18 protein-coding genes are annotated in these 17,289 nt (G+C 36.2%); 5 read left to right on the forward strand and 13 right to left on the reverse strand.

What is annotated here, in order from left to right:
• Positions 1-48: 48 nt before the first annotated feature.
• Positions 49-492 (forward strand): VOC family protein, encoded by a 444-nt coding sequence (locus ILS93_RS05415; protein ID WP_222660120.1) that lies wholly within the window; start codon positions 49-51, stop codon positions 490-492.
• A 56-nt stretch (positions 493-548) separates the two neighbouring features.
• Here the strand turns inward: ILS93_RS05415 and ILS93_RS05420 are convergent, their stop codons facing one another.
• The 8 genes from ILS93_RS05420 to ILS93_RS05455 all read right to left on the reverse strand — a co-directional run bounded on the left by ILS93_RS05420 (position 549) and on the right by ILS93_RS05455 (position 11,514).
• Positions 549-1,580, reverse strand: coding sequence for an oxidoreductase (locus ILS93_RS05420; RefSeq protein ID WP_222660122.1), 1,032 nt, complete (start codon positions 1,578-1,580; stop codon positions 549-551).
• A gap of 230 nt (positions 1,581-1,810) precedes the next feature.
• Positions 1,811-4,234, reverse strand: a complete 2,424-nt coding sequence (gene parC, locus ILS93_RS05425) for a DNA topoisomerase IV subunit A (RefSeq protein WP_064476975.1) — start codon at positions 4,232-4,234, stop codon at positions 1,811-1,813.
• 1 nt (position 4,235) lies between these two features.
• Positions 4,236-6,200, reverse strand: coding sequence for a DNA topoisomerase IV subunit B (gene parE, locus ILS93_RS05430; RefSeq protein WP_064476976.1), 1,965 nt, complete (start codon positions 6,198-6,200; stop codon positions 4,236-4,238).
• A 374-nt stretch (positions 6,201-6,574) separates the two neighbouring features.
• Positions 6,575-6,988 (reverse strand): CoA-binding protein, encoded by a 414-nt coding sequence (locus ILS93_RS05435; protein WP_000151395.1) that lies wholly within the window; start codon positions 6,986-6,988, stop codon positions 6,575-6,577.
• Between the two features lie 79 nt (positions 6,989-7,067).
• The gene (locus ILS93_RS05440) at positions 7,068-8,309 is read right to left on the reverse strand and encodes a S1C family serine protease (RefSeq protein WP_064476977.1); all 1,242 of its coding nucleotides are present in this window, start codon (positions 8,307-8,309) and stop codon (positions 7,068-7,070) included.
• 203 nt (positions 8,310-8,512) lie between these two features.
• A complete protein-coding gene (locus tag ILS93_RS05445) occupies positions 8,513-9,190 on the reverse strand; it encodes a response regulator transcription factor (protein WP_001044675.1) in 678 nt (225 codons plus the stop codon).
• Between the two features lie 18 nt (positions 9,191-9,208).
• Positions 9,209-9,661, reverse strand: a complete 453-nt coding sequence (gene nrdG, locus ILS93_RS05450) for an anaerobic ribonucleoside-triphosphate reductase activating protein (RefSeq protein WP_000867065.1) — start codon at positions 9,659-9,661, stop codon at positions 9,209-9,211.
• Positions 9,658-11,514, reverse strand: a complete 1,857-nt coding sequence (locus tag ILS93_RS05455; RefSeq protein WP_222660124.1) for an anaerobic ribonucleoside triphosphate reductase — start codon at positions 11,512-11,514, stop codon at positions 9,658-9,660. Before ILS93_RS05455 ends, nrdG begins: the two co-directional genes overlap by 4 nt.
• A 225-nt stretch (positions 11,515-11,739) precedes the next feature.
• Here ILS93_RS05455 and plsY point away from each other — a divergent pair, with 225 nt between their 5' ends.
• Together plsY and ILS93_RS05465 are read left to right on the forward strand one after the other, a co-directional pair.
• The gene (plsY, locus tag ILS93_RS05460) at positions 11,740-12,336 is read left to right on the forward strand and encodes a glycerol-3-phosphate 1-O-acyltransferase PlsY (protein WP_000258967.1); all 597 of its coding nucleotides are present in this window, start codon (positions 11,740-11,742) and stop codon (positions 12,334-12,336) included.
• Positions 12,337-12,444: 108 nt separating this feature from the next.
• A complete protein-coding gene (locus ILS93_RS05465) occupies positions 12,445-12,735 on the forward strand; it encodes a HesB/YadR/YfhF family protein (RefSeq protein ID WP_001054448.1) in 291 nt (96 codons plus the stop codon).
• Positions 12,736-12,761: 26 nt separating this feature from the next.
• Here the strand turns inward: ILS93_RS05465 and ILS93_RS05470 are convergent, their stop codons facing one another.
• Positions 12,762-13,181 carry an acyl-CoA thioesterase gene (locus tag ILS93_RS05470; RefSeq protein ID WP_000495804.1) on the reverse strand — a complete coding sequence of 140 codons (420 nt, stop codon included), beginning with the start codon at positions 13,179-13,181 and terminating at the stop codon, positions 12,762-12,764.
• Positions 13,182-13,290: 109 nt separating this feature from the next.
• On the opposite strand from ILS93_RS05470, the gene ILS93_RS05475 reads away from it, so the two are divergent.
• Positions 13,291-14,583 (forward strand): glycoside hydrolase family 18 protein, encoded by a 1,293-nt coding sequence (locus tag ILS93_RS05475; protein WP_098273673.1) that lies wholly within the window; start codon positions 13,291-13,293, stop codon positions 14,581-14,583.
• Between the two features lie 67 nt (positions 14,584-14,650).
• Here the strand turns inward: ILS93_RS05475 and sspN are convergent, their stop codons facing one another.
• The 4 genes from sspN to ILS93_RS05495 all read right to left on the reverse strand — a co-directional run bounded on the left by sspN (position 14,651) and on the right by ILS93_RS05495 (position 16,752).
• Positions 14,651-14,785 carry an acid-soluble spore protein SspN gene (gene sspN / locus ILS93_RS05480; protein ID WP_000527987.1) on the reverse strand — a complete coding sequence of 45 codons (135 nt, stop codon included), beginning with the start codon at positions 14,783-14,785 and terminating at the stop codon, positions 14,651-14,653.
• A 43-nt stretch (positions 14,786-14,828) separates the two neighbouring features.
• Positions 14,829-14,972 (reverse strand): FbpB family small basic protein, encoded by a 144-nt coding sequence (locus ILS93_RS05485; RefSeq protein ID WP_001254698.1) that lies wholly within the window; start codon positions 14,970-14,972, stop codon positions 14,829-14,831.
• A gap of 141 nt (positions 14,973-15,113) precedes the next feature.
• Complete coding sequence (locus ILS93_RS05490; RefSeq protein WP_222660126.1) at positions 15,114-16,061, reverse strand: 3'-5' exonuclease; 948 nt, start codon at positions 16,059-16,061, stop codon at positions 15,114-15,116.
• Between the two features lie 115 nt (positions 16,062-16,176).
• Positions 16,177-16,752 (reverse strand): TlpA family protein disulfide reductase, encoded by a 576-nt coding sequence (locus tag ILS93_RS05495; RefSeq protein ID WP_000269060.1) that lies wholly within the window; start codon positions 16,750-16,752, stop codon positions 16,177-16,179.
• A gap of 252 nt (positions 16,753-17,004) precedes the next feature.
• Between ILS93_RS05495 and ILS93_RS05500 the strand changes: the two genes are divergently transcribed.
• A complete protein-coding gene (locus ILS93_RS05500; RefSeq protein WP_064476981.1) occupies positions 17,005-17,262 on the forward strand; it encodes a hypothetical protein in 258 nt (85 codons plus the stop codon).
• The last annotated feature ends 27 nt before the right edge of the window (positions 17,263-17,289 follow it).

Consider the following 17,289-nt stretch of genomic DNA (forward strand, 5'->3'; position numbering starts at 1 on the left):
TTTTTAGTCTATATTATAATTATTAACTAATAAAGGAGTTATACATTTATGACATTAGAAATAGCTATTTTTCTTTCAATGAATGGGCAAGCAAAGGAGGCAATTAATTTTTACACACGTAATTTAGAAGCTAAGCAGTTAATGATTGTTACGTATGAAGAACTGGCGAAAAGAGATCGTTCTTTTAAAATTACAAGTGAAAATAAGGATCATATTGCTCACTCTGTTTTACAAATTGGGAATACAAAGCTAATGATAGCAGAAGATACAATGAGGCCTAATGAACGTTATAACGTTGGAAATAACATGTCACTTTGCATTCAAAGCGCTAATTTAGAAGAAATACAAAGGTTTTATAATAATTTAATTTCTGATAAGCATGTGAAGATAATCTCTCCGCTAGAAAAAAATATATTTAGTGAAGCATATGGTATTATTGAAGATCCTTACGGCATACAAATCCAGTTAATGTATGACAAACGATTAAACTAAATAATTATCCATATTCACATATTCCTAATAAAAAAGACACGAAATTCGTGTCTTTTTTACTTTACAGTGATGACTCTACCGGTTTCACTACTTTCAATCGCTAATTGAATAAGTTGAATAACTTCTAAGCCTGCTTGTGCTGTTACAGGTGGTTTCTCACCATTTACTATACTATCTCTTACACCTTTATAATACATGTCATAACAGCCAACTTCTGTTGGAATACGCTCTAGATTTTCTTCCGTATGTAAAGTAGCAAAATTCTCTTCAGCATCTATTCCATAACCGTTATCGCCTGGCTTCATTCCATTTTTTAATTGTTCTTCCTGTGAATCCATACCGTATTTCTCGATAGAACCTTTTTCTCCATGCAATGTAAAGTGTGGACCTGCTTGCTTTACGTAACTGCTACTATGTAAAGTGACACGTTTAACACCGTAGTGAAGTATAACATGGAAGTAATCATCAATCTCTGCGCCTGGTCGTTGTTTGATTACATCTGCACTTATCGCATCTGGTTTCCCAAATAATGATAATGCTTGGTCAATTAAATGCGATCCTAAATCATATAGTATACCTGATCCTGGTAAATTCTTTTCTCTCCAGCGATCACGTACATTCGGGCGAAAACGATCGAAATGCGCTTCATATGCGTATAGATTCCCTATTCTGTTTTCTTCTAACAATTTCTTTATCGTTAAGAAATCATTATCAAAACGGCGATTATGATATACGCTTAACACCACATTATGCTGTTTTGCTAATGAAATTAGTTCTTCGCCTTCTTCAATTGAAACAACGAATGGCTTCTCCACAACTACATGCTTACCATGTAAAATTGCTTCTTTTACATATGGAAAATGAGTTGTATTCGGTGAAGTAATGACCACTAAGTCAATATCAGCACGATTTACTAATTCCTCAATTGTGCCAACAACTTCAGCATTTGGTAATGCTTGTTTCACGAGTTCTTCTTTTGATGATAAAATAGCACGAATATCATATTCTTCTATCGTTTGTAATAATGGAATGTGAAATGTTGTACTAGAAAATCCAAATCCTACAATCCCTACACCTATTTTTTTCATGTTGCCCCTCCATTTATCACGCTTTAACGGACAGTAAGACCTCTACCTCAAAATTCAGCGAAAGTAAAGAAGTTAGTTGAGGAATCAACTGCTCGTAAAAGTCCGATTGATTAAAGTTTCACTTTATGAGAACGATTTCATTCAGTTATTATAACAAGATTATTATTATTTACATAATAATTTGCCTAGAAAAAAGCATCTTACCATTATTCATAGCAAGATGCTTTTCTTTACTCCGGTCGTTTTTTCGTCCACGTTTCAATAACTTCACCTGTATCGTTAACATCTAGCACTAAACTACCGTTACTATACCGGTCTTTATTTCGATACGCTTTCGGATCAATTTCTTCTACGATGTGTTTCTCTGTCTTCATGTAAACTAGTTCATCGTCTCTAACAATTTCAATACCGACAATACGGTATGGATTACGTTTTAACTCTTTGAAAATAACAAGACCTCGCTTCGCCCTCGTTGATTTCTCAATTTCTGATGCTTTTAGACGTTTTACAGCACCTCGCTGCGTTACGAGAATAAGTTGATCTTTGTCACCATTTAACGGTTTACCAGAAGCGACATAATCATCTTCTTTTAAGTTAATTGCTTTCACACCAGCGGCCCTTACACCGACTGGACTTACTTCATCTTCATGGAAAATAAGTGCATATGCACCATAGGTTGCAAGAACAATATCACTCGTTCCATCTGTTGCAAATATATCTACAACATAATCATCTTTTTTCAAATTCACAGCGACGAACGCTCTTGAATAACGCTGAACTTTATATTGGTTTAATTCTGTTTTCTTAATCATACCATTTCGTGTAACAAATACGATAAATCGTTTTTCTTCTTCAAAATTCGGTACGACGGTCGCCCAAATAATCATTTCATCCCGCTCGAGTGAAACGAGATTCGCAACGTGTTGACCTAAATCTTTCCAACGAATTTCTGGCATTTCATATACTGGCAGATATATATAGTTTCCTTTACTCGTAAATAAGAGGACTGTCTCTGTCGTATTCGTATCGAATCGCTCCAGTAAGATGTCACCCTCTTTCATACCGAAGTCTTTCCCGTTCGATGCATTATGTGAACGCCAACCTGTTCGTTTCACATATCCTTCTTTCGTTACAGTAACGATGACATCTTCCTGCGGAATCATAACTTCCACATCGATTTTAATTTCCTCAATTTGTTCTTCAATAATAGCACGGCGATCATCACTATATGTTTTCTTTACTCTCTTCAAATCTGTTTTAATAACTTGAAGAAGTCTTTTTTCACTTTGTAAAATTGACTGTAACTCTATAATCTTCTTATTAAGCTCGTCTGCTTCTTGTTCTAGCGCCGTAATATCTGTATTCGTTAAACGATATAGTTGCAGCGAAACAATTGCTTCCGATTGCGCTTCTGTAAATCCAAATTTCGTACTTAAATTATCTTTTGCATTACGTTTATCTTTAGAAGCACGGATTGTTTCAATCACTTCATCTAAAATCGATAATGCTTTCTTTAAACCTTCTACAATATGTTGACGATTTTCCGCTTTTCGTAATTCATATTGCGAGCGTCTCGTAACAACTTCTTTCTGATGCCCAATATATGCATCCAAAATCTTAGGTAATGTCATAAGTGTCGGACGACGATTATTTATCGCTACCATATTAAAGTTATATGGAATTTGTAAATCTGTATTCTTATATAAATAATTTAAAATACCTTCAGCATTTACTTCCTTTTTTAACTCTACAACGATGCGAAGACCTGTACGATCTGTCTCATCACGTACTTCAGCAATTCCATCTAGTTTTTTATCTAGACGTAATTCATCCATTTTTTTAACAAGGTTCGCTTTATTTACTTCATACGGAATTTCTGTAATAACGATTTGTTGCTTACCACCGCGGATCGTTTCAACTTCTGCTTTTCCGCGAATAATAATTTTACCTTTTCCTGTTTCATACGCTTTTTTGATACCATCAATCCCTTGAATAATACCACCTGTCGGGAAATCTGGTCCTTTCATAACTGTTAATAAATCATCAACAGTACTATTCGGCTTATCAATACGCATCATCGTTGCATCAATTACTTCCCCAAGGTGATGCGGAGGAATTTCTGTTGCATAACCAGCTGAAATTCCTGTCGATCCGTTCACTAGTAAGTTCGGGAACATCGCTGGAAGTACAACAGGTTCTTCACTCGTATCATCGAAGTTTGACACAAATTCTACTGTTTCTTTATCGAGATCACGCAATAACTCAGATGCGATTGGTGATAATCGTGCTTCCGTATAACGCATTGCCGCTGCTGGATCGCCATCAACACTACCATTATTACCATGCATTTCAACTAAAACATTACGTACTTTCCAAGTTTGACTTAAACGTACCATCGCCTCATATACAGAGGAATCACCGTGTGGATGGTAGTTACCGATAACATTACCGACTGTCTTAGCTGATTTACGAAACGCTTTATCATGTACATTTCCTTCTACATACATAGAATATAAAATACGTCTCTGTACAGGTTTTAAACCGTCACGCGCATCTGGAAGCGCGCGATCTTGAATAATATATTTACTATAACGTGCAAAGCGGTCACCTAACACGTCTTCAAGCGGGAGGTCATGAAACTTCTCTGCCTGCATGTTATTCCACCTCCGTCTCCATAATCATTTCATTTTCTAAAATATTTCCTTCTTCTTGCATACCAAATTGTACATTTCGTTCGATCCATTTACGGCGAGGTTCTACTTTATCACCCATCAATGTCGTAACTCGGCGCTCCGCTCTTGATGCATCGTCAATTTTCACACGAATCAATGTACGTGTTTCAGGATTCATAGTTGTTTCCCATAATTGATCGGCATTCATTTCGCCAAGTCCTTTATAGCGCTGCAGCATGTAGCCTTTACCGACTTTTTTTGTTACACCCTCTAATTCTTCATCAGACCATGCATACTCAATCACTTCACTCTTACCTTTTCCTTTACTTACTTTGTATAAAGGAGGAAGTGCAATAAATACTTTGCCAGCTTCGATAAGTGGTTTCATATATCTGTAGAAGAACGTTAGTAACAATACTTGAATGTGCGCACCATCTGTATCAGCATCGGTCATAATTACAACTTTATCGTAGTTAATATCTTCAACAGCGAATTCATTCCCTACACCACCGCCAATAGCGTAAATGATTGTATTAATCTCTTCATTTTTAAAGATATCAGCAAGTTTTGCTTTTTCCGTATTGATTACTTTACCACGTAACGGTAATACCGCTTGGAAACGTCGATCTCGACCTTGTTTCGCGGAACCGCCGGCAGAGTCACCCTCTACTAGGTACAGTTCATTTTTTTGCGGGTTACGTGATTGTGCTGGTGTTAACTTACCACTTAATGTACCTTCTGATTTCTTTTTCTTTTTACCAGTACGTGCTTCTTCTCTCGCTTTACGAGCAGCTTCACGTGCCTGCGCTGCTTTAACTGCCTTTCTCACAAGAAGTGTAGCAACATCCGGGTTTTCTTCTAAAAAGTAAGCTAAATGCTCAGATACAATTGCATCAATTGAAGAACGAGCTTCACTTGTACCAAGTTTCCCTTTCGTTTGCCCTTCAAACTGAAGTACTTCTTCTGGTACACGTACAGAAACGATAGCCGCTACACCTTCACGAATATCTGTACCTTCTAAGTTTTTATCTTTTTCTTTTAATAACGATACTTTACGAGCATACTCATTGAACACACGCGTCATTGCTGTTTTAAATCCAGCTTCGTGTGTCCCCCCATCTTTTGTACGTACGTTATTTACAAACGAAAGAATGTTTTCTGAATAGCCATCGTTAAACTGGAATGCTAACTCTGCTTCAATTCCGTTTTGTTCACCAGTGAAGTATACAACCGGATGAATCGAATCTTTCTCTTCGTTTAAGTATGAAACGAAAGCTTCAATTCCTGTTTCATAATGAAAGACATCCTCTAAATCATTACGTTCATCTTTTATCGAGATTTTCATTCCTTTTAATAAGAATGCAGATTCACGTAATCTCTCACATAATGTTTCATAATTGTAATTTGTTGTACTGAAAATCGTTGTATCTGGTTTAAAATGTATTGTCGTACCAGACTCTTTCGTCTTCCCGATCTTCTCCAGTGTCGTTGCAGGAATACCACCATTTTCAAAGCGTTGTTCATAAATATTTCCGTCACGTTTAATCGTTACTACTAACCATTCTGACAAGGCATTTACAACTGATGCCCCAACACCGTGTAAACCACCACTCGTTTTGTAACCACCTTGACCAAACTTACCACCGGCATGAAGTACAGTTAAAATGACTTCAGGTGTAGGTTTCCCAAGTTTATGCATTCCCGTAGGCATCCCTCGCCCTTTATCTATAACGCTAATACTATTATCTTTATGTATTACGACAGAAATTTCGTCGCCAAATCCCGCTAACGCTTCATCAACGGAGTTATCTACTATTTCATATACTAAATGATGCAATCCACGGCTATCCGTACTCCCGATATACATACCCGGGCGTTTTCGAACGGCTTCAAGTCCTTCTAGCACTTGAATTGCATCTTCATTATATTGGAACTGATGCTTCGCCAAACTCCTTGCCCCTTTCCTAATCAAATCAGAACATATGTTTCTATTATAGAATAACGCCTCGACTATAGTTTTGGCAAGTTATCTTATCTCTTTTATATACCATTTTCAATAGAAAAATCCTTGTTTTTTCACAAGGATTCCTCTAGGCTACTATTTCAGAAAAATAATCGTTTGTCAACGAGAAATGGATATGTATGCCAAGATTATACATTCCAAACCTTTATCATGATCCAAATGATCAATATCCAAAATGGGATAACAAGTAACAATCCCCAAAAACAGCCTTTAAAAAATCTCATGATGAACACCTCGTTCATCGGCCCTACTTATTTATAACGAGGGCTGAATCAATCTTTCTCTCTTTAAAACCTATACTATTTTGTCATCGCATGTTCTACTTTAATGCAACGATCCATTATTACAGTATAGCCTGTTTCTTGCAAAAGTTTATATGTATCTTCATCTTGTACTCCTAATTGTGCCCAAAAAACATCTGCATCAATCTCTACAAACTCTTTCGCAACATCCATTAAAAATTCTGAACGGCGGAATACATTTACAATGTCCACATGTTCCTTAATATCCTTTAGTGAAGAAACTGCTTTTTCTCCAAGCACCTCATTTACTGTTGGGTTTACTGGAATAATGCGATACCCAGCATCTTGCATTGCTTTTGAAACCATATACGATGTACGTTCTGGCTTATCCGATAATCCAACAACTGCAATCGTTTTGCTTTTCTTTAATACTTCACCAATTTCCGTACGAGTTGGGTTTTCAATTGTCATAATTTATCCCTCCTATTCCTTTAGTATAGCCGATAAAGAAAGTCTCTTTCAATATGAAAGAGACTTTCTTTTATTTCAATTATTGATTCTTTGTAGCTGAATTATCTGCTAAAGTAGCTGTTTTCGTCATTTTTTGACCGTTACGATAGAATGTAACTTCTACTTTCTCGCCTACTTTTTTCTTTTCATATAAATATTTACGGAATTGAAGTGAATTTTCTACTTTTTGATCATCTAATGATACTACAATATCATATTGCTCTAAACCAGCTTTTTCTGCAGGTGATATTGGGTAAATTTTACCTAATACAACGCCGTTTGTTACTTCTTTCGGTACTTTCAATTGATTTACTGCATAAGCTTGCACATCTTCTAATGAAACGACACCTACTCCAAGAGCTGGACGTTTCACCACTCCGTCTTTTTCAAGTGATTCAATGACTGGCTTTGCAATATTAATTGGAATAGCAAATCCAATTCCTTCAACTTCTTGTTGTGCAATTTTACTTGAATTAATCCCAATTATTTCACCATTTTGGTTAAACAACGCACCACCACTATTACCTGGGTTAATTGCTGCATCTGTTTGAATAACTTGAGCATTCCAATCTGCACGCTTATCGCCATCAATATCTACTGGAATTTCACGTTCTTTGCTACTAATAATACCTTCCGTTACACTTCCATCAAACCCTAGTGGGTTACCAATTGCAATCGCTTTTTCACCCGCACGAAGTTTACTTGAATCACCTAAAGTGGCAACTTTATTTACATTAGATCCTTCAATTTCTACAACCGCTAAATCTAACCAAGGGTCTTTCCCTACAAGTTTTGCATCTACCTTTTTACCATCACTTAGTTTTACAGCAAGTTTATTCGCTCCATCTACTACATGATTGTTCGTTACAATATACGCTTTATTTCCTGCTTTTTTATAAATAACACCTGATCCTGAGCCAGCTTGTTGTTCTTGGCCTGTCGGTTGCATTGCAAATGGATCAACACTTTGTTGCATATTAATCACACCTACAACAACATCTTTCGCGCCTTCAATCATACCAGGTAAATCAGTTTCATTTTTTGCTTTATTGACCACAGGAACTACAGTACCTTCAACTTTTGAATCCGAACTGAATGATGATACAACCGCTCCATTATTTTGAGCCCATGGCATATATGGTGCCGCAAAACTAATTGTGACAGCCCCGACTACTGCTCCAACTAAACCTGTGAAAAAATATCCTTTTTTACTACCTGTTTTTTTCATTTCTCTCGTTTCACTATGCTCTTCATTCAAATTCGGTCCGTCGTAATATCCCATGTTTTATTTCCCCTCTCTGGTGAATTCGTACTTTCAGTATAGTCACAGTTTGTGTCCTTCTTGTGAACTCATCGTGAAATCCAATTAAAAAAATACGCCTATCTATCATTGTAGACAAGAAAAGTATTTTTTGTACATTCCACCTACAAAAGAGAGTATAAATTTGCTATACCCCAAAGCCAAAGCGCATAGTAAATTAAAGGTTATTCTTCAAATTTATAACCAACTCGAATAACAGTACCGATATGCTTCGCTTTATCTCCTAGCTTATTTCGTAGTTTTTTAATATGAGTATCAACCGTTCGGTCATCACCGTAGTAATCATATCCCCATAACTGATCTAATAAATGTTGACGTGACAACACAATTCCTTTGTTCTCCATTAAATAAACAAGAAGTTCAAATTCCTTATGTGTCAATATAATTTCTTCTCCATCGACTAAAACGGTTCTAGATAGACGATTCACTTCTATTCCAGCTAAAGACATAGCATTTTCTTCCGCTACTCCTACCACACCATCCGCACGTTTCAATAACGTCTTCGCACGAGCTACTAACACTTTCGGGCTGAAAGGTTTCGTTACATACTCATCTGCACCTAATTCGAACCCTAGTAATGTATCATCCTCATCCGAACGTGCTGTCAACATAATGATTGGTACTGCTGATTCTTTTCTAATTCGTCTACAAACAGACCATCCATCTATTTCTGGTAACATTATATCTAACATAATTAAATCAATTTCATGCTCTGCAAATAATTCTAACGCTATTTTTCCGTCTTCTGCTTCGATTACTTCAAAGCCTTCATTACGAAAATAATCACTAACGATTTCACGTAATCTTCTTTCATCTTCAACAAGTAATACTGTTTTATTCATATCATCTATCCCGCCTTTTTACTCTTTCAATCGAATAATACGTTGATTGGAGCTTCCGCGAAATGGAAGTGTTAAATCTTTTTTCTCGATTTCAAATCTTCCATCGACTAAAACATCCCCATAATGTAACAACTCTATCATATCATTATTTTGAGAACTCTGTATCTCTTCTAACGTATAACCTGTATACATCCAAAGATTTTTTTTCAAGTCTTTCACAGCTTTTGCTACTTTTTTCACTTCAGCTGCTTGAAAAAATGGATCTCCACCTGAAAATGTTACATCAGTTAATGTATTACTTGCAATCTCTTTCACAATTTCTTCTACTGTCATTTCAGTTCCATTACAAATATTCCACGATTTCGGATTATGGCAACCGAAACAACGATGCGGACAGCCCGCAAAAAACACGACTGTCCGCAATCCTTCCCCATCTACTACACTATCATGAATGATGTTCATCACTTTCATTTATGCTTCACCCGATCCATCTCTTCACTACGTTTCGCACTATTCCACTTCGACATATCTCCTACAAGATAACCTGTTATACGGCGAATTTTTTCTATATTAGCCTCGTCTCCATTTCCGCAGCTGGGGCATTCATTACCAATAACTCCGTGATAACTGCAGCATTTACAACGATCAACAGGATGATTAATTGAACCGTATCCAACGCCATGATCTGCCATCGCTCGTACAATTTGTTTTAATGCCTGTTTGTTATGCATAGCTGCTCCGTCTAGCTCAATATACGTAATATGTCCCCCGTTACATAGAGCATGGAAAGGTCCTTCTAAACGAATTTTATTTATCGCTTGAATGCTATAGTAAACTGGAATATGGAATGAATTCGTATAATAATTATGGTTCGTTATACCGCTAATCACACCAAATTCTTCTCTATCTTTTTTCACAAACTTCCCTGATAACCCTTCTGCAGGAGTTGCAATTACTGAGAAATTCAGTTCCTGTTCTTCCGTCGCTCTATCCATTCTAGCTCTCATAAAGGAAATGATTTCATACCCGAGTTTCCATGATTCTTCATCTTCTCCATGATGCTTTCCTGTTAAAGCTACTAAGCACTCCGCAAGACCGATAAAACCAAGACTTAACGTCCCTTGCTTTAAAATGGATGCTACAGAATCTTCAGGCTGTAACTTCTCTCCACCGCGCCATACACCTTGTGAATATAAAAATCGAAAATCTCTTGCTCGCTTCGTACATTGATACTCAAATCTCTCTAATAATTGCTTAATTCCTAAATCTAAGTAATAATTTAACGCTTCAAAAAATGCTTCTTTTGAACCACTAATTAACGCTAATTTCACTAAGTTAATAGACGTAAATGATAAATTGCCTCTTCCAATCGCTGTTTCTTCTCCATGTATGTTAGACATAACACGGGTACGACATCCCATATAACATACTTCACTTTCCGGTCGTCCGTCATAATGCACTGCATTAAATGGCGCATCTAAAAATGAAAAGTTAGGGAATAATCGTTCAGCCGTTGTCTCTAACGCTAATTCAAATAAATCATAGTTCGGATCACATTCTTCAAAGTTCACACCTTTTTTCATTTTAAAAATTTGAATCGGAAAAATTGGTGTTTCTCCTTTACCAAGACCAGCTTGTGTCGCTTTTAAAAGTTGTCTAACTAATAACCGTCCCTCTTTTGATGTGTCTGTTCCATAATTAATAGAAATAAACGGTACTTGTCCCCCGCCCCTACTGTGCATACTATTTGAATTATGAACGAAAGCTTCACACGCCTGATACGTATCATTTTCTGTTTCTTTCCATGCAAATTCTTCTATTTGTTCTTTCGTAAGCGGATATGACTCTAATCGTTTCTTATGTCTCGCTACTGTTTTTCTCACATATGGAGCTAAATCAATATCAAAGAGTGCAAATGATTGACCACCGTGCTGCATATTTTGATTCGCCTGAAAAATAATAGACGAAAGAGCCAATGCACTTTTAATGTCTTGCGGTTGTCTCATATGCCCATGTCCGGTATGAAAACCGTTCGCAAGCATTTGCGCTAACGGAATTTGCGAACAAGTCGTCGTTCCTGTCGCATAAAAATCTAAGTCATGTGGATATAATATATTTTGATCTATCGCTTTTTTCACTTGATCTGACAATAAATTTTCAACTGCATAATATTTCGCACTCTCTGATGCGAACGTTCCCATTACTCCCATTGGAGAGCGACCATCTACATTTGCATTTTCTTGCATTAAATCTTGCTCACTACCGTGGACAATCGTCTCAAACACTCTCATTAATTCTTCTCCACGTACATTTCGTTGTAACATTTATAACCCTCCACCAATATGTTGTTGTCTTTTGATTAAAATGTTACTACATATAGTCTTGGTGTTTCTGTGAGAAATGTAACATTCCTGTGAAATTTTTTTCACGAAATAATGAATTTTTCATTTACAAAAAAGAAATGTGCTCTTTACAAATGTATGGTACAATATACGGGAAAAACTCTTTTTACCCTTTATCAACACATTTGAATAAAGGAGACTGAACTTATGGTTACTACATATCTTTTATTTATCGTTGCCTACTTACTTGGCTCGATTCCATTCGCACTAGTCGTTGGAAAAATCGGCTACGGGATCGATATTCGTGAGCATGGAAGCGGTAATCTAGGCGGAACAAATACATTCCGCACACTAGGGAAAAAAGCAGGTTTTATCGTTACAATTGCTGACATTTTAAAAGGTACATTAGCAACAAGTCTACCGATTATTTTCGGATTAGATGTTCACCCACTATGGTTCGGATTAGCAGCTGTTCTTGGACATGTGTATCCGATTTTCGCGAAATTCCGTGGTGGTAAAGCTGTTGCAACTTCTGCTGGCGTGCTATTATGCTACTCTCCAGTTGTTTTTGCAATATTAGCTGTTGTCTTTTTCAGCCTTTTATTTACAACAAGATACGTATCACTTTCTTCTATGGTAACAGCCGTCGTTGCTGTTATTGCATCCATTGTTAGCGGGGATAAAATCTTCATTATTGCGATGTGTTTATTAGCAGGTATGGTTATTTATAAACACCGTGCAAATATCGGACGAATTATAAATAAAACTGAACCGAAAGCAAACTTTTCAAAAAAGCAAAAATAAGATCGTAACCCACATAACGCAAAAAGAAAACGTGAAGCATATTAATAGCGTCTTTTTGCGTTATTTTTTATACTAAAGAAAAAGCAACATAATTTGGAGGAACTATACATGAATCTTTCCGTAACAAAAGAAGCAGCACAATGGTATAAAAACGAATTAAACTTACAATCGGGTGAAACACTACGCCTTTTCGTACAATACGGCGGTTGCAGTACTGTACAAAAAGGACTTTCTTTAGGTATTCGTAAAGATGATCCTGCACATCCTGCTGTTCAAACTCAAGAAGAAGGTATTAACTTCTTTATTGAAGGCGATGATGAGTGGTTCTTCGATGGACATAATTTAGCTGTTACATTTAACGACGGTGATGATTTCCCGCAATTTAATTATGAAAAATAAAAAAGCGTGGCTTCTGCCACGCTTTTTTATTTTTTCTTAATTTCCTCATATTTCGCATACCACTCTGGATATAACTTTTTAAATGATACGGGCCTGAACCCTTCTTTTTTCGCGCAAATATTCGTCGTACTTGCAGTAATACAAAGTTCACCTTCACCGTTATATATTTCATAACCATATACAACGCGAAGCGGACTAACAGTATCAATCCACGTTTTCACAATTGCTTTTTCTCCGTAACGCATCGCTTTACGATATGAAATTTGCAAATCTAACACAGGAGAAATAATTCCCTCTTTCTCCATTTCAACATATGAAAATCCTAAATCTTGTATAAGTTTCGTGCGACCTAGTTCAAGCCACACCAAATAGTTTGAATGGTAAACAACACCCATTTGATCTGTTTCCGCATAACGGATTTCAACTTCATGTTCTGCTACAAACATATGTATTCGCCTTCTTTCACTTCTGCTACCTTGCATACATTTAATCATAATACAGTGACATCAAAAATAAAATAAAAACAGTGAATCTTTTACTGAAAGGAGCAAGCATATGATTCAAATTGTAACTGTTCGTAGCGGTGATAGCGTATATAGCTTGGCATCAAAGTATGGATCAACACCTGACGAAATAGTAAAGGACAATGGACTAAACCCAGCTGAAACACTCGTTGTAGGTCAGGCACTGATTGTTAATACGAAAGGGAATAATTACTATGTACAGCCTGGCGATAGCCTATATCGAATCTCTCAAACATATAACGTACCTCTCGCTAGTTTAGCTAAAGTTAATAACTTATCTTTAAAATCCATTCTCCATGTTGGACAGCAATTATATATACCGAAAGGGACAAAACGTGCAGTAGAATCCATCGCTTATTTACAACCTTCAACAATACCAATAAAAGAAAGTTTGGTTAACGCTACGCGTGCCATTAATCCATTTTTAACATATTTGGCTTACTTTAGTTTCGAGGCAAAAAGAGATGGTACGTTAAAAGAACCAACTGAAACAGCTAAAATCGCTAATATTGCAACGCAAGGTAAAACCATCCCTATGCTCGTTATTACAAATATTGAAAATGGAAATTTCAGTGCCGATCTGACATCAGTTATTTTACGTGATGCATCGATTCAAAACAAATTTATTACTAACATTTTACAAACAGCTGGGAAGTACGGTATGCGAGACATTCATTTTGATTTTGAGAGTGTAGCACCTGAAGATCGCGAAGCGTATAATCGTTTTTTACGAAATGTAAAAACACGCTTACCTAACGGATACACATTGAGTACAACGCTCGTACCGAAAACAAGTTCAAATCAAAAGGGAAAATTTTTCGAAGCTCACGATTATAAAGCACAAGGGCAAATTGTTGATTTCGTCGTCATTATGACATATGACTGGGGATGGCAAGGCGGGCCACCGATGGCTATTTCTCCTATCGGTCCTGTAAAAGAAGTACTTCAATACGCAAAATCTCAAATGCCTCCCCAAAAAATTATGATGGGGCAAAACTTATACGGATTCGATTGGAAACTTCCGTTCAAACAAGGCAATCCGCCTGCAAAAGCAATTAGCTCTGTCGCAGCTGTTGCACTAGCTCGTAAATACAATGTCCCCATCCGCTATGATTTCACAGCTCAAGCTCCTCATTTTAATTATTTTGATGAAAATGGTGTTCAACACGAAGTTTGGTTTGAAGATTCACGGTCTGTTCAAAGCAAATTCAATTTAATGAAAGAACAAGGTATAGGCGGTATTAGTTACTGGAAGATTGGCTTACCATTCCCGCAAAATTGGCGTTTACTCGTTGAAAATTTTACGATTACGAAAAAGGGCTGACATAAGTCAGCCCTTTTTGATTATTAAAAACCCATCACAAAAAGAAGAATGACAACATTCTCCCTTTTTAACCGTTATCAACAATCGGTTGTTTGCCCGTTTGGTCTTGCATTTGCTTTCCTTTATTGCCACCAGCTTTTTTTGATTGTGTTCCAATATGATTCGGTGCAAAGTCTTTTGAATTCTTTTTCGGATTACCCATTACTATCGCCTCCTTAACACTAGTATCGTACTAGTGTTAAGAATTATTCAGCTTGCTTAAAAAGTTGCATTTCATAACGTTTTTCAATACGCTCTTCAATGCGATCGATTGCATCACGATCACTTAATAATTGTTGTTTATTTTCTTTCACAAGTTCGTCAAATGATTTACGGCGACTTCTTCTCATGCTGTTCACCCTCTCTCCTTCGCATTCTTACTATACATAGTATGAGCAAATGAAAAACTCTTTAATCAGATTTGCAAGAAAATTTTATGTTTTAGTACTCCTAAAAAAACTCCGTGTACAACTTCTTGTACACGGAGTTTTTTATACCATTATATTTAAATATTCTTTTAGCTTTTCATCTGCATTCATTTCACTTTGTTTATACTCACTTAGCGCTTGCAGTACGAAATCATACTGTCCTAAAATATAACTTTCTAATTTCAGGACATCCTCTAAGCTATTAAGCATAATTCTCGTATTACCAACTTCACTTTTTAACGCCGGTTCACAATTTAAACTCGTACATATTTCTTTCACATCATCTTCTAATATCTCTGTTAATACGTATTTCTTTCGCCCTTTTACTTTTATTCTCATAACTGGATAAAAAGCTTTTATATCTAAATAACTTCCTACATTCATGCAACGAACCCATTCGATATCACGTTTATTGCGTACAAGTATCTTTTTTACTGCCTCATATACTGCTGTTTCATCAAGTACTTCCGTATTCGATTTTCTTTTTTCTCCTTCTTCAATAGATGCACATTTTTGATAAACAGCTGCACACGTAATACAATCATCAAATGCATTATGAGAACTTAAACGAATACCAAGCATTCGCTTTAACGTTTCAAGTTTATGATTAGGCGCGTGCTTCATATATTTCTTTGCTAAAAACACAGTATCAATCACTTTATTTTTAGGTTCAGGCAGCCCAAGCATATTTACATTACTTTTTAAAAAACGCATATCAAACGATGCATTATGAGCGACAATTACATTTGTATGTAAAAATGCTAAAAATAAAGGTAACACTTCTTCAATCGTCGGGGCATCTGAAACACGATAATTTGTAATGCCTGTTAAACTCGTTATTCGGTCCGGAATTGAACGCTCTGGATTCACATAGGAAACAAATTGATCTACTAGTTCATGATTTCGATATTTCACTGCTGCGACTTGAATAATTTTATCATTATAAGGGTTAAATCCTGTTGTTTCAAAATCAATTACAACATAATCTAACGGTAAGGATATATTCCCCACTCCAAACACTCCTTTACCTCTAAACGTTTATATTTCTTTTATCATAACATGCTGCTATCACTACGTGAAAAAGAAAAGGCAGAAATGGTAACTTTCCACCTCTACCTTTTCACCGTTATTTTAATTTAGCAATCCGTTTCTCCATCTCTTTTTGCGTCATCGGTCCAATGAACTTATCTTGAATGACACCTTTCGTATCTATAAAATACGAAGTTGGGATCGTAATTACTTTATACGCTGTTGTCACATCAATGTTCTTGTCCAATAAAATCGGAAAAGTAATTCCTTTTTCCTTAGCAAAATTGCTTACCTTTTCTACTCCCCCGCCCTTTTCTGAAGGCGTATAATTTATTGCTAAAATTTCTACATTTTCTTTATGTTCTTTATAGAAAGCCTCCATATCCGGCATTTCTTGCTGGCAAGGTCCACACCACGTTGCCCAAAAGTTTAAAATCACTTTCTTTCCTTTTAAATCCGATAACTTTACATTCGTTCCATCTAACTTCGTTAATTCAAAGTTTGGCGCACTCTTCCCTATTTCGATACCATTACTTGCAATCATCTCTTTCATAGCAGCTTCACTTTTTTCTTGCTCCCCTTGTACCGCCTGATCTTTTTTACCAAATTGTTCATAAGCTGCATATCCCGCTAAACAAAGTAACACTACAATAATCGTAAGCTTCCGCCACATTTTATATCACCCTAACGTATTTATCTTCTTATTAACCTAATTACCCAAATACTATATACCTTATTTTAGCTTATACGGACGAGCTTGGAAATATTCACAGTCGAAATAATTAGAATGTTCTTATTTTAAGTGAAATTTTTTCCTTTTTATCATATAATTAGAAAAACAAATGAAGTGTTGCTTATCTTCTTATGGATACATTCACCTTTTTACTCTCGTAGTTATAAACCTACAACAAAAGGGGGATTTTTTATGAATTCATTCGAAAAAACAACATTATATATTCTAAGTTTTCTTTTATACCCAGTCGGTATTATTACATGGATCATTTCACTCTTTAGTAAAGACCTTGAAAAAAAGAAAGTAGGGCGTATTTGTCTCTACGTCTCTCTAGTCTCATTCGTCCTTTTCTTAATTCTTGGAATTGCCACTTTCCTTACGACCACTACCTTTAACGTTGATCTGAATCATTCAGAATCTATCGAGTATCAAATAAATGATGCTGAATAAAGATAAGAGCAGTACTCTTATCTTTAT

The sequence above is a fragment of the Bacillus sp. 16GRE42 genome (assembly GCF_019837435.1).
GTDB lineage: Bacteria > Bacillota > Bacilli > Bacillales > Bacillaceae_G > Bacillus_A > Bacillus_A wiedmannii.

Excerpts from the sequence above, each read along its gene's own strand:
- ILS93_RS05465 (WP_001054448.1), top strand. The coding sequence starts at position 12,445 with ATGAATCTTTCCGTAACAAAAGAAGCAGCACAATGGTATAAAAACGAA.
- ILS93_RS05475 (WP_098273673.1), top strand. The coding sequence starts at position 13,291 with ATGATTCAAATTGTAACTGTTCGTAGCGGTGATAGCGTATATAGCTTG.
- ILS93_RS05485 (WP_001254698.1), bottom strand. The coding sequence starts at position 14,972 with ATGAGAAGAAGTCGCCGTAAATCATTTGACGAACTTGTGAAAGAAAAT.
- sspN (WP_000527987.1), bottom strand. The coding sequence starts at position 14,785 with ATGGGTAATCCGAAAAAGAATTCAAAAGACTTTGCACCGAATCATATT.
- ILS93_RS05415 (WP_222660120.1), top strand. The coding sequence starts at position 49 with ATGACATTAGAAATAGCTATTTTTCTTTCAATGAATGGGCAAGCAAAG.
- ILS93_RS05420 (WP_222660122.1), bottom strand. The coding sequence starts at position 1,580 with ATGAAAAAAATAGGTGTAGGGATTGTAGGATTTGGATTTTCTAGTACA.
- ILS93_RS05470 (WP_000495804.1), bottom strand. The coding sequence starts at position 13,181 with ATGTTTGTAGCAGAACATGAAGTTGAAATCCGTTATGCGGAAACAGAT.
- ILS93_RS05455 (WP_222660124.1), bottom strand. The coding sequence starts at position 11,514 with ATGTTACAACGAAATGTACGTGGAGAAGAATTAATGAGAGTGTTTGAG.
- parC (WP_064476975.1), bottom strand. The coding sequence starts at position 4,234 with ATGCAGGCAGAGAAGTTTCATGACCTCCCGCTTGAAGACGTGTTAGGT.
- plsY (WP_000258967.1), top strand. The coding sequence starts at position 11,740 with ATGGTTACTACATATCTTTTATTTATCGTTGCCTACTTACTTGGCTCG.
- ILS93_RS05500 (WP_064476981.1), top strand. The coding sequence starts at position 17,005 with ATGAATTCATTCGAAAAAACAACATTATATATTCTAAGTTTTCTTTTA.
- ILS93_RS05440 (WP_064476977.1), bottom strand. The coding sequence starts at position 8,309 with ATGGGATATTACGACGGACCGAATTTGAATGAAGAGCATAGTGAAACG.
- ILS93_RS05445 (WP_001044675.1), bottom strand. The coding sequence starts at position 9,190 with ATGAATAAAACAGTATTACTTGTTGAAGATGAAAGAAGATTACGTGAA.
- ILS93_RS05435 (WP_000151395.1), bottom strand. The coding sequence starts at position 6,988 with ATGACAATTGAAAACCCAACTCGTACGGAAATTGGTGAAGTATTAAAG.
- nrdG (WP_000867065.1), bottom strand. The coding sequence starts at position 9,661 with ATGAAAGTGATGAACATCATTCATGATAGTGTAGTAGATGGGGAAGGA.
- ILS93_RS05495 (WP_000269060.1), bottom strand. The coding sequence starts at position 16,752 with ATGTGGCGGAAGCTTACGATTATTGTAGTGTTACTTTGTTTAGCGGGA.